The 11,763-nt window shown below is 74.2% G+C and carries 9 protein-coding genes; 5 read left to right on the top strand and 4 right to left on the bottom strand.

The annotated features are described in order from the left end of the window. On the top strand, positions 1-293 hold a 293-nt coding region (locus tag MCBG_RS05810; protein ID WP_157560814.1), incomplete at its 5' end, for a helix-turn-helix domain-containing protein. 11 nt (positions 294-304) lie between these two features. Here the strand turns inward: MCBG_RS05810 and MCBG_RS05805 are convergent. Next, complete coding sequence (locus MCBG_RS05805; protein ID WP_043324537.1) at positions 305-706, bottom strand: VOC family protein; 402 nt, start codon at positions 704-706, stop codon at positions 305-307. Between the two features lie 179 nt (positions 707-885). Here MCBG_RS05805 and MCBG_RS32915 point away from each other — a divergent pair, with 179 nt between their 5' ends. From MCBG_RS32915 to MCBG_RS05790, 4 genes are all read left to right on the top strand, one after another. Then, entirely contained in the window at positions 886-1,044 is a 159-nt protein-coding gene (locus tag MCBG_RS32915) for a hypothetical protein (RefSeq protein ID WP_166456093.1), read from the top strand. Continuing rightward, entirely contained in the window at positions 1,041-2,456 is a 1,416-nt protein-coding gene (locus MCBG_RS05800) for a methyltransferase domain-containing protein (RefSeq protein WP_043324535.1), read from the top strand. The genes MCBG_RS32915 and MCBG_RS05800 overlap by 4 nt, the downstream gene beginning before the upstream one ends. Further along, the gene (locus MCBG_RS05795) at positions 2,449-4,494 is read left to right on the top strand and encodes a sulfatase-like hydrolase/transferase (RefSeq protein ID WP_043324533.1); all 2,046 of its coding nucleotides are present in this window, start codon (positions 2,449-2,451) and stop codon (positions 4,492-4,494) included. The genes MCBG_RS05800 and MCBG_RS05795 overlap by 8 nt, the downstream gene beginning before the upstream one ends. A gap of 176 nt (positions 4,495-4,670) precedes the next feature. Next, positions 4,671-5,954, top strand: a complete 1,284-nt coding sequence (locus tag MCBG_RS05790) for a citrate synthase (protein ID WP_043324531.1) — start codon at positions 4,671-4,673, stop codon at positions 5,952-5,954. 179 nt (positions 5,955-6,133) lie between these two features. On the opposite strand, the gene MCBG_RS05785 is transcribed toward MCBG_RS05790, so the two are convergent. From MCBG_RS05785 to MCBG_RS32910, 3 genes are all read right to left on the bottom strand, one after another. Further along, complete coding sequence (locus MCBG_RS05785) at positions 6,134-7,531, bottom strand: glycosyltransferase family 4 protein (RefSeq protein ID WP_369799273.1); 1,398 nt, start codon at positions 7,529-7,531, stop codon at positions 6,134-6,136. Positions 7,532-7,799: 268 nt separating this feature from the next. After that, positions 7,800-9,749, bottom strand: a complete 1,950-nt coding sequence (locus MCBG_RS05780; RefSeq protein ID WP_051610957.1) for a TOMM precursor leader peptide-binding protein — start codon at positions 9,747-9,749, stop codon at positions 7,800-7,802. Continuing rightward, positions 9,746-11,653: a hypothetical protein gene (locus MCBG_RS32910; protein ID WP_043324530.1), complete on the bottom strand. Its 1,908-nt coding sequence runs from the start codon at positions 11,651-11,653 to the stop codon at positions 9,746-9,748. Before MCBG_RS32910 ends, MCBG_RS05780 begins: the two co-directional genes overlap by 4 nt. Between the last annotated feature and the right edge of the window lie 110 nt (positions 11,654-11,763).

The raw sequence follows: 11,763 nt of genomic DNA, 5'->3' as shown, positions 1-11,763 counted from the left end.
CGTGTCGCCGCCCGCCTGGCCGCCGGGGCCACCGTCGCCGTCGACTCGCCGCCGAGGTCGGCCTCGGCGCGCGGGCCCTGCACCGCCGCAGCCTGACCCTCTTCGGGTACGGCCCGAAGACGCTCGCCCGCATCCTGCGGATGCGCCGGGCGCTGGACCTGGCCCGCGCCGGCGCGCCGCTCGCCGAGGTGGCCGCGCGCAGCGGGTACGCCGATCAGGCCCACCTGACCCGCGAGGTGCGGGAGCTGGCCGGGCTGCCCCCGTCGCGGCTGCTCGCCCCGGCCACCGCCTGACCGGCCGCCTTTCAGTCGCCCGCCGGCAGCGGGGCGAACAGGTCCACGCCGTTGCCGTCCGGGTCGTGCAGGACCGCGTACCGCTGGCCCCAGAACGCGTCCCACGGGGGCAGCTCCCCGTGGTGGCCGGCGGCGGTCAGCTCGGCGTACCAGCGGTCCACCTCGGCCGGGTCGGCGCACCGGAAGGCCAGGCTCATCCGGTTGTTGCCGCCGGACGGGTCGAAGTCGGGGTGGAAGCTGCGGATCACCTCGACCGTGTCCCAGGCCAGCCGTACGCCGTTCGGCAGGGTGACCTCCACGTGCCCTTCCGTCTCGGCGCCGGCCGGGATCGGCAGCCCCAGCCGCCGGTAGAAGTCGAGTGTGCGGGCCATGTCGGTGACCACGGCCCCGACCAGATCGAACTGCGGTGTCATGGCGTCACGGTAGGCGCGACCGGTCCGGCCCGTCTTGAACGGATCGGACGGGGGACGAGTGGCCGGTGTGGCCCCGCGTGCGACGCCCGAGGCGTTACCGTGGGGGACAAGTCCGGCGCGAAGCACGAAAGCTCGCATTCCGGGCGCGCACTGACGACCGGCGACGGAAGGAAGCAGCCGTGACCCACCTGGCCTACCTGGACGCGGGATCGGGCAGTCTCATCGTGCAGGCGGTGGTCGGCGGCGTGGCCGGAGTGGCCGTGGCCGCCAAGCTCTACTGGCGCCGCCTGGTGTCCCGGTTCCGCCGTCAGCCCAGCGACCAGGGCCCCACGGCGTGACGGTCCCCGACACCGGCGTCCGCGTCGAGCCCGGCTCCTTCCGCGACCCCGGCAACCGGGTGTTCCACCGGGGCGAGGAGGTGCTGCGCGGGCTCGACGAGCGCTCCGCCCGGGACTGGCGTGCGCTGTCCGTCACCGACTTCTTCCGCCGCGCGGCCGAGCGGGGGCAGATCGTCGCCACCGAGGAGCTGACCCCGACCCCCGTCGACACGCAGTGGGCGGCGGTGCTGCGGCACGAGCGGATCCCGTTCGTCTCGCACCCCTACGAGTGGTCGTACGCGATGCTGCGCGACGCCGCGTTGCTGCACCTCGACGTGCTGCGCGCCGCCCTGGAGGCCGGCTTCACCACCAAGGACGGCTCGGCGTACAACGTGCAGTGGCGCGGCGCGCGACCCGTCTTCATCGACGTCGGCTCGTTCGAGGCGCTGCGCGACGGCGAACCCTGGGCCGGCTACCGGCAGTTCTGCCAGACGCTGCTCTACCCGCTGCTGATCCAGGCCCACCTCGGGCTGGACTTCCAGCCGTTCCTGAGGGCCCGCGTCGACGGCGTCGAGCCGGACCAGATGCGCCGGCTGTTCGGCGGCGCCCGGCGCTGGCGGGCCGGCGTGCCCACCCACGTGCACCTGCACGGCGCGATGCAGGCCCGCAACTCCGCCGCGAGCACCACCGACGTCCGCGCCCAGTTGCGCGCCGCCGGCTTCTCCCGCGAACTGGCGCTGGCCACGGTACGCGGGCTGACGAAACTGGTCCGCCGCCTCGACCACCGGCCCGGCGACAGCCACTGGGCGGACTACCAGCGCACCTGCGCGTACTCGGTGCCGGACCGGCAGGCCAAGGAGGAGTTCGTCGACCGCGCGGTGGCCGCCACCGGCGGCGGCTCGGCGCTGGACCTGGGCGCCAACGACGGCCGGTACTCCCGCATCGCCGCCCGGCACGCCGCGCACGTCGTCGCGGTCGAGCAGGACCCGGCCGTGGTCGACACGCTCTACCGCGCGCTGCGCGACGAGGGCGAGATGCGGATCCTGCCGCTGGTGATGGACCTGGCCGACCCGTCGCCCGGCGGCGGCTGGCGCGGCGTCGAGCGGGCCGCGTTCGCCGACCGGGCCCGCGCCGACGTGGTGCTCGCCCTGGCCGTCGTGCACCACCTGGCGATCGGGCGCAACGTGCCGCTGCCCGAGGTGCTGGACCAGCTCACCGCGCTCACCGCCACCGGCGGCAGCCTGGTGGTGGAGTTCGTCCACCCGGACGATCCGATGGCCCGCCGCCTGCTCGCCAACAAGCCCGACGGCCTGTTCCCGGACTACCGGCGCGACGCCTTCGAGGCGCTGCTGGCCCGCCGGGGCCGGGTGGTCGCCCGCACCGAGCTGCCGTCCGGCACCCGGACGCTCTACCAGGTGGTGGTGGGTGGCTGAGCGCACCCTCGCGCCACCCCGGGACCACACGGCCGGCCCGGACCGGCGGGAACGCCCGCCCTGGTGGCGGTCCGAGCTTGCGCGGCTGGCGGAGGTGACCGCGCTGGTCGGGCTGGTGGTGACCCAGCCGCTGCTCGACGTGCTCGGCCGCAGCCCCGACTTCTTCCTGTTCCACCGCGCGTCCCGGGGCGACGTGCTGCTTCTGGTCGCCCTGATCGCGCTCGCGCCGACGGTACCGTTCGCGCTGCTCGGCGCGCTGGCAGTGCCCGCCGGACGCCTTATCCGGGCCGCCGTGCACGCCACCTTCGTCGGCCTGCTGCTCGCCGCGCTGGCCGTCCAGGTCGGCCGGCACGTCACGCCGCTTCGGGGCGTACCCCTGCTCGTCGCCGCCGGTGTGGCCGGAGCCGCCGGGGCGGCCGCGCACCGGCGGTGGCGGGTGCCCCGGCGGGTGCTGCGGGTGGCCGCCGCCGGGCCGCTGGTGTTCGTCGGGTTGTTCCTGTTCGCCTCGCCCGCCTCGGCGGTGGTGCTGCCGCGCGGCGAGGGCGGCGCGGCCGGGATCGCCGGCGCGGGCGCGCATCCGCCGGTGGTCATGATCGTGCTGGACGAGCTGCCGCTGGTGTCCCTGCTCGGCCCGGACGGACGCATCGACGCCGAACGCTACCCGAACTTCGCCGCGCTCGCGGCCGGGTCGACGTGGTACCCCAACGCGACCGGCGTCAGCGGCTGGACGCCCTACGCGCTGCCGGCGATGCTCACCGGGCGCTACCCGGAGCAGGGCGCGGCGCCGCACTACTCGCAGTACCCGGACAACCTGTTCACCGCGCTCGGGGGCCTCTACCGGATCAAGGCCGAGGAGAGCATCACCCGGCTCTGCCCGCCCAGCCGCTGCGAGCAGGCCACCACGCCGGAGCAGGGGCTCGGGGTGCTGGTCCGGGAGAGCGGCAAGCTGATGGGCCGGATCGCCGCGCCGGTGGACAGCCGCGTCGACCCGGAGGACTCCTACCGCGAGCGGACCGCCGCCGAGGCCGGGCTGGACGCCGCCGAGCCGGTGCCGGACGACCCCAAGTTCCGCTGGGACACCCTCGACGACAACCAGCCGGCCCGGTTCACCTCGTTCCTGGCCGGGCTGCGCCCCGACCCCCGGCCCACGCTGCACTTCCTGCACCTGCTGATGCCGCACTCGCCGTGGGCGTACCTGCCGTCCGGGGCGCACTACGCCGCACCGGAGGACCTGCCCAACGACGGGACCGGCTGGGTCGACCTGGCCCGCGCCCGGCACCTGGCCCAGCTCGGCTACACCGACCGGCTGATCGGCGAGACGCTGCGGACGCTGCGCGCCACCGGTCTCTACGACAAGGCGCTGGTGGTGGTCACCGCCGACCACGGGGTGAGCTTCCGGCGGGACTGGCAGGGGCGGGGGATGGACGCCATCGAGCACGCCGCCAACGAGGTGGCCTGGGTGCCGATGTTCGTCAAGGAACCCGGCCAGCGCGCCGGCCGGGTGGACGACCGCAACTGGGAGCACGTGGACCTGCTGCCCACGATCGCCGACGAGACCCACATGCGGGTGCCCTGGCAGATGGACGGCCGGTCGGCCAAGGCGGCTCCGCGGGAGCGAGCCGACAAACGCTTCTACGACCGCCCCGGCCAGCCGGTGACGATCACCGGCGGGGTGCCCGCCCCGCTCCCGCCGCCGGCCGCTGATCCGCTCGTCGGGACCCGGGTCGGGAACGTGCCGGTGGGCGGGTCCGCCACGGTGGCGAACCGGGACGCGTTCGACGCGGTCGACCCGGCGCGCGGCGGCCTGCCGGCGCTGGTCTGGGGGACGGTCCCGGACGACGTGCCCGACGGGACACGGCTCGCCGTCGCGGTGAACGGCACGGTCGGGGCGGTGGCGCCGGTAGTGCCCCCGGACGCCGGTGGCCGGCGGTTCGCGGCGTTCCTCCCCGACGACCGGCTCTTCGCCGCCGGCGCCAACCGGCTCGACCTCTACCGGGTCGGCGACGAAGGGGCGCTGCGGCGGCTCACGCTGTCGTGACGGGCCCCCGGCCGGCGCCCATGGTCGCGCTCCCAACCGGTTTCCGGACGGCCTGGCCGGGAAACAGGTGACGCACACCTCACCCCGAAACCATGACGAGCGGTGTTCTCCGCGCCGTGATTACGGTAGAAGCGAAGGCAATTCAACGAAGATCTTGCCGGCGAAGCGAGGAACAGATGACGGAAGTCAAGCTCGACCACCCCGGTGGGCAGCTGTCGATGCCGGTGCAGTCCGCGGTTGAGGGCCCCGCCGGGATCGGGGTGAGCAAGCTGCTCAAGGAAACCGGGATGACCACGTACGACCCCGGTTTCGTGAACACCGCGTCCTGCTCGTCCGCCATCACCTACATCGACGGTGATGCCGGCATCCTGCGGTACCGGGGTTACCCGATCGACCAGTTGGCCGAGAAGTCCTCCTTCCTGGAGGTCTCCTACCTGCTGATCTACGGCGAGCTGCCGACCCAGGCGCAGCTGTCGGAGTTCAGCGAGCGGATCCGGCGGCACTCGCTGCTGCACGAGGAGATGCGCCGGTTCTTCGACGGCTTCCCCCGTGACGCGCACCCGATGGCCGTGCTCTCCTCGGCCGTCAGCGCCATCTCCACCTTCTACCAGGACAGCCTGGACCCGTTCGACTCCGAGCACGTGGAGATGTCCACGGTGCGGCTGATGGCGAAGGTCCCGACCATCGCCTCGTACGCGTACAAGAAGTCGATCGGGCAGCCGCTGCTGTACCCGGACAACTCGCTCGGCTACGTCGAGAACTTCCTGCGGATGACGTTCGGCGTGCCGGCCGAGCCGTACGAGGTCGACCCGGTGGTGGCCCGGGTGCTGGACATGCTGTTCATCCTGCACGCCGACCACGAGCAGAACTGCTCCACCTCCACCGTGCGGCTGGTCGGCTCCAGCAACGCCAACCTGTTCGCCTCGGTCTCGGCCGGCGTGAACGCGCTGTTCGGCCCGCTGCACGGCGGCGCCAACCAGGCCGTGCTGGAGATGCTCCAGAAGATCCAGGCCGACGGCGGCGACGTCCGCTCCTTCGTGCAGAAGGTGAAGGACAAGCAGGACGGCGTGAAGCTGATGGGCTTCGGGCACCGGGTCTACAAGAACTACGACCCGCGTGCCGCCATCGTGAAGAAGGCCGCCCAGGATGTGCTCGGCCGGATGTCCAAGCCGGACCCGCTGCTCGACCTCGCGGTGCAGCTGGAGGAGATCGCGCTCGCCGACGACTTCTTCGTGTCCCGCCGGCTCTACCCGAACGTGGACTTCTACACCGGTCTGATCTACAAGGCCATGGGCTTCCCGACGAAGATGTTCACGGTGCTGTTCGCGCTGGGCCGCCTGCCCGGCTGGATCGCGCAGTGGCGCGAGATGATCAACGATCCGGAGACCAAGATCGGTCGCCCGCGGCAGATCTACACCGGCGCCACCGAGCGGGAGTACGTCCCCGCCGACCAGCGCTGAGCGTGCAAGGAAGGGCCCCTTCTTAACGCCTCCGGTAGAGGAGGGGCCCCCTTTTAACACGCGGACGACGAAGGCCGCCGACCCGAGCAGGGTCGGCGGCCTTCGTCGCGTGCGCGGGGGTGCGGGGCGTTAAGAAGGGGCCCTTCCTCTACCGCAGGCGTTAACAGGGGGCCCTTCCTTTACCGCAGGCCGGCGGCGGTGAGGAGGTTGCCCTCGGGGACGCGCGGCGTGGGCCGGCCGTGTGTCATGCGGTGCTGGGCGCGGGCGGCGGTGAACGACGGGTCGCCGGCGATCGCGGCGGCGTACGCGGCAGCCGTGCGGGACGCGATGGCCGCCCAGCCGTACCGCTCGTGGACCATGGCGCGGGCCCGCCGGGCGAGCACGCGGGCCCGGTCCCGGTCCGACAGCAGCGCGTGCACCGCCTCGACGAGCCCGTCCGGGTCGTGCGGGGCGAACGTCATCCCGGTGACGCCCGGCTCGACGATCTCGGCCAGCCCACCGGTACGGGCCACCGCCAGCGGCGCCCCCGCGGCGGCCCCCTCCAGCGCCACCATGCCGAACGGCTCGTAGATGCTGGGCACCGCGAAGCAGTCCGAGGCGGCCATCACGGCGGGCAGGTCGGTGCCGCCGAGGAAGCCGGGCATGCTGACGGTGGCGCCCAGCCCGAGGCGGTGCACCTCGGCCTCCAGGTCCGCCCGGTACGGCCCGTCGCCGACGATCACCGCGCGCAGGCCGGGGTGCCGGTCGCGCAGCCGGGGCAGCCCGGCCAGCAGGTGCTGTACGCCCTTCTCGTACACCAGGGGCCGGCGAACGTGACCAGCGGGCCGTCGGCGGCGAACCGGGTCCGGGCGGCGGCGACCGCCGACGCGGGCACCCGCCAGCGGTGCGGCTCGACGCCGTTGGGCACCACGTCGACGCGGGCGGCGTCCACGCCCGAACAGCGCGCCCACCTCGTCGCGCATGTAGCCGGAGCACACGATCACGCGCCCGGACTCGCCGGCGAGCCAGTGCTCGACGCCGTGGATGGTGCGGTTCATCTCCTCCGGCAGCCAGCCCTGGTGCCGGCCCGCCTCGGTGGCGTGGATGGTGGTCACGAGCGGTACGTCCAGGTGCTCGCGCAGCGTCATCGCGGTGTGCGCGACGAGCCAGTCGTGGGCGTGGATCACGTCGTAGGCGCCGGAGGAGGCGGCGCGCAGCGCGGCCCGCGTCAGCGTGTGGTTGAACGCCATCGTCCAGGCCAGCAGTGACCCGGTGGCCAGGGGGAAGGTGACCGGGTCCTCGGCGGCGCGGACGATACGGACGCCGTCGGCGTACTCCTCCAGGGGAGCGCCCTCGGCGTGGCGGGTGACGACCGTGACCTCGTGCCCGGCGGCGGCCAGCGCCACGGACAGCGCGTGGACGTGGCGGCCGAGCCCGCCGACGAGCACCGGCGGGTACTCCCACGACAGCATCAGGATGCGCCGGGTCCGGGGCCCGGCCCCGGCCGGCGACGGCGGGGCCGGGCGGGAGGTGAGAGTGGGCCGGTGGAGCCGGTCCGTCGCGGTGGCGGGCTGCGCGCCGACCCGCAGAGTGGTCACGTCGATCTCCGTCCATGCAGGGTGAGGCACGCCGGCAGCGGTGGCGGCGTCGAGCGGTGGTCAGGAGCGACCGGACGGCCGGCCGGGCGCCGGCACCAGCTCGCCGACGACGGCCTGGCCGGATACCGATCGCGGGCCACCGGGAGGGTGCTGACGTCGATCGGCAACCGGAACCGTCCAGTCACCCTGCCAACCTACTGTGCCGGATCCTCTCGCGCGCGGTGAGCGATCCTCATCACTCTCCGACGCCTCCGCGCACATGGGACGGTCACGGGAACGGGTGCGGATACGGGTTGATCTCCTCCGGGGCGAGCGGTTCGGCCCGGTGTCCGAGCCGGACCGGCAGCTCGCGCAGCCGGGGCAGGTCGACGCGCCGGTTGCGGTGACCGAACGTCATCGGCAGCAGCCCCGGGATCAGCACCTTCACGCTGGTGAGGCCGACGGCCTCCTGCTCGCGGGCGGTCTGGTCGACGACCACCACGTCCAGGCCCTTGTCGAGGTAGCGGCCGGTCACGTGCCGCAGGTCGTCGAGCAGGTCCGCGGCCGGGCGGTAGCGCGCCGCCGGTGGGAACGCCTCCGCCATGGACCGGATCTCGTCGCGCTCGTACAGGAACGCGAAGCGCGGCCAGGCGTCCGGGTCGGCCGCCGCCAGCAGGTGGTCCTCCATGGTTCGGACCAGGTCGGAGTCGGCGACCAGGCCGGGGGCGGTGGTGTCCTCGGCGACCATCTCCCGGGTGGCCTCGGCGACGCTGGCGAGCTCCACCAGCGCGGACCACAGGGCGCGCTCCGGGTCCAGGTGCGCCCCGGCGCCGCAGAACGCCCGGGGACGTCCCGGCCGCACCTCGTCGTCGACGAGCATCAGCCAGACCGCCGGGACGCCTTCGGGCATGGTGATGTCGAAGACGTCCAGGCGGCTGCCGGTGGTGCGCTGGATCCAGTCGACGAGCACGCGGGTCATCGGGTCGGCGGAGGTCATCGGGTCCACGCGCGGCACCGGTAGCCGGGCGTACCAGGTGGACAGGAAGGCGTCCCGTTCGGCGACCTCGAAGATGCCGTGCAGGATCGCCTCTTCGAGGTTCGCGCCCAGCGCGCAGCCGTTTGAGCACTCCGGACCGAAACCCGTGCCGTGCGAGCCGTAGTAGGCGAAGGTCTCCGGCACCAGCACCGGGCCGTCGCGCCGGAACGAATAGGCGTACACCCATTCCACGGGCCGGTCCGGGTCGTATGCGACCGCGTGGTCGTCGGGCGGCGCGGGCGGCAGCCCGAACTCCGTCGGCTCGACGGCCCGCCGCGGTCCGAGCTCGCGGAACGAGGCGCGGGTGACGGTACGGCGGGCGCGTGGCACGTTGCCGCCGAGCCGTTCCAGCGCCTCGGCGACGGCGACGGCCACGCTCGCCGGGTAGGTGAAGGTCCGGCCGTAGCCGGCCAGTTCACCACAGCACAACGGGCCACCGATCGCGCCGGCGAGGACCATCGGATGGTTGTGGTGGACGGTGATCGACGACAGCAGCCCGGTCTCCTCGTCGTGCAGCGCCGCCAGCAGGGCGAGGTGCTCGTCGGGAAGGCTGCGGGCCCGGTAGTCGTCCGGTGCCCGCTTCGGCCGGGACGTCAGCGTGAAGGTGCCGGCGGCCGGGCCGTCATCCGGCAACGGGCCGCACACCGGGCAGCCGGGTTCGGGGACGAACCGGTGCCGCTTGACGGCCATCGAGGCCGTGGCGACCTCCAGCACCGCTTCCGCGCACCGGCCGTCGCCGCCCTGCGCGACCCGGCGCAGCTCGTCGGCCACGAGCGCGGCGACCGCGGCGCGTACCGGCGGGCCGAGGACGGGCCGGGCGGGCTGCACGGTGCCGTCGTAGAGCCCCTGCCACAGCGCGGACCGGTGCGGTGTCCCGGTGGTCCGCGCCCGGCGTTGCCGCACCTGGAGGCAGTGGTGGCAGCCCGGCCGGCCGGGTGTGACGAACGGGCCGATCCGTACGCCGCGCGGCGTGGTGTACACCGGCAGGAAGGACCGGCCGGCGTCGGCGGCAGCCCGGGCGGCCACCTCGACGTCCTCCGGTGGCCCGTCGACGACGAAGACGTCGACGTCGGTGACCGGGGCGGCGCCCAGCGCCTGTTCCACCGCCCGGCGCAGGGCGCCGACGCCGAGGATCCGCAGGCCGGGACGCGGCGCCACATCGGACGGGGCGGGGACGGCCGGTGTGGTCGTGACGTCGGTCATTCGCTGCTCCCCGCTCGTGGCGACCACGCCGCCCTGATCATGAACGGCATCACCCGCTGCGCCCCGGGCAGCGAGTCGGCGGGCCGCACCAGCAGCGACCGTCCGTCCCGTGCCAGCTCGCGCAGCAGCGGCGGCAGCGCCGTGTCCCAGTCGTGGCCGCCCACGTCCGGCCCGATCTCGGCGCCGTCCGGGCGGCGTCCGGTCAGGACGGCGACCGCCGCCTGCATCGCGTTCGCCAGGGCGGTGTCCGTGTCGGTGGCGCAGCTGCGGGCGACCCATCCGCCGCCGACGGCGACGAACACGGTCGGTGTTGTTTGATGCGTCGTGCCAGGCCCGCGGCTCGTGGCCGAGGAGGGCCAGCTCGTGTGCCATGTTTTTGTTTTTGGCTCCGGCCACCGCGCCCGGTCGAGCCAGCCGCCGGGCGGCCCACCGTCGGCGACCTCGGGTGGGGTCGCGGCCGCGCGTCGCAGTTTCAGGATCGCCCGGCCGCGCGCCTCCGCCCAGGTGTGACCGCCGGCGATCACCACGCCGTCCGGCTGTACGTCGACGACAGCGCCACGCGCGGTGTCCCACCACACCGTGGCGGTGTCGCCGGCGCAGGCCCGCGCCGCGAGAGTATCCAGTGCCGCCGTGGCGGCGCGCAGCAGCGCCTGCTCCCGGCTTGCGCCGACGGCGGTGAGCAGCCGCGGTGCGCCGCCGACCAGGTCCACGACCGTCGCCTCGACGCAGCTGACCGAGATCTGCGAGTGGGCGCCGGTGTCGATGGCCAGCAGCGGGCCCAGCCGCGCGTCGACCAGGAACGGCATCCGGGCGACGAACTCCTCGACGCCCACCGGCGTGCGGGCGGCCATCGCGTCGACGTGCGCGGCGAGATCGGCGTACGGGGCCGGGGGCCGGCAGGAGCGGCAGCGGGGGTGCACGTCGAGCAGATGCTCGCTGGTCACAGCGGTTTCCAGGTCCACGCGGGTCATCCGGTTCGTGGCGGTGGTCTCCGCTCCCATCCGGTGGCGCAGGTACGCGAACCCGAGCGCCGCGCCGATCAGGCCGCAGACCGGCGCCGACAGCCACTCGGACGTCGTGTCGGGCTCGTCGGCGTCACCCGGGGGGAGCCCGGCGCCCTGCCGGCTGAGCAGGCTGCACTCCCAGCAGCCGCCGGTGACGCCGCCGCCGGTCGGGCCGATCCACGCCTCCGCGCCGCCGGGCACCGCGTGCAGGACCGGCACCCCGATCGCCCGGGCCGCCCGGTTCAGCCGCGTCGCCCGCCCGGCCATCGGACGCGCGGCGCAGTGCAGCACCGCGTCGTACCCCGTCAGCAGGCCGGCGAGCCCCTCGTCGGTGCCGAGGGCGGCGGCCGCGTCCAGCAGCGTCAGCCCGGTCGTCGGATCCTCTGCTCGACGGCGCTGCACGATCCGCCGGAAGCCGTCGCGTTCGGTGCCGGTCTCGGTGGTCTCGACCAGCGAGGCCGTACGCAGCCCGAGTTCGAACAGCGTCTGGACGAGCGCGAGCATGCCGGCGCCGGCGCCGACGAGCAGCACCCGTCCGTCGCGGAACGCCTCGAAGCGGCTCAGCGGCGCGTCGCTGACGTGCTCGGCGAACGCGATCGAGTCCCGGTAGGTGTCGAGTTCCCAGTCCCGCAACGTGTGTGGCGGCTCGCTGTCGAGGTCGCGGGCGATGCCCCGCCGCACCAGCATCCGGACCAGGTCGGTGACGAGCTGCCGCTGCGCCGGGGGCAGACCCGCGGTCAGCGCCTGAACCGTGCGGGTGCCGTCCAGATGCGGGGCGAGCCGCTGCACGAGGCCGTACGCCGACGCGCCCGCCAGGTGCGTGCTGGCGAGTCCCGTCTCCAGGTACACGCCGTCGTCGACCGGCACGTACATCAGGTCGTCGCGGAGCTTGACCCTCACGCGGCCCCCTCCTTCCGCAGGTGTCCCATCCGCACCGCGACCGCGCGTCCGGCGTCGGTGAACGCCTGCCGGCCGTGCAGGTACCGGGAGTTGTCCACGACCAGCACGTC

The sequence above is a fragment of the Micromonospora sp. M42 genome (genome assembly GCF_000568915.1).
GTDB lineage: Bacteria > Actinomycetota > Actinomycetes > Mycobacteriales > Micromonosporaceae > Micromonospora > Micromonospora chalcea.
This window is presented reverse-complemented; position numbering and strand designations above follow the sequence as displayed.

Bases quoted from the DNA above. Each gene is read 5' to 3' on its own strand.
- MCBG_RS05790 (WP_043324531.1), top strand. From the start codon at position 4,671: ATGACGGAAGTCAAGCTCGACCACCCCGGTGGGCAGCTGTCGATGCCG.
- MCBG_RS05780 (WP_051610957.1), bottom strand. From the start codon at position 9,749: ATGACCGACGTCACGACCACACCGGCCGTCCCCGCCCCGTCCGATGTG.
- MCBG_RS05805 (WP_043324537.1), bottom strand. From the start codon at position 706: ATGACACCGCAGTTCGATCTGGTCGGGGCCGTGGTCACCGACATGGCC.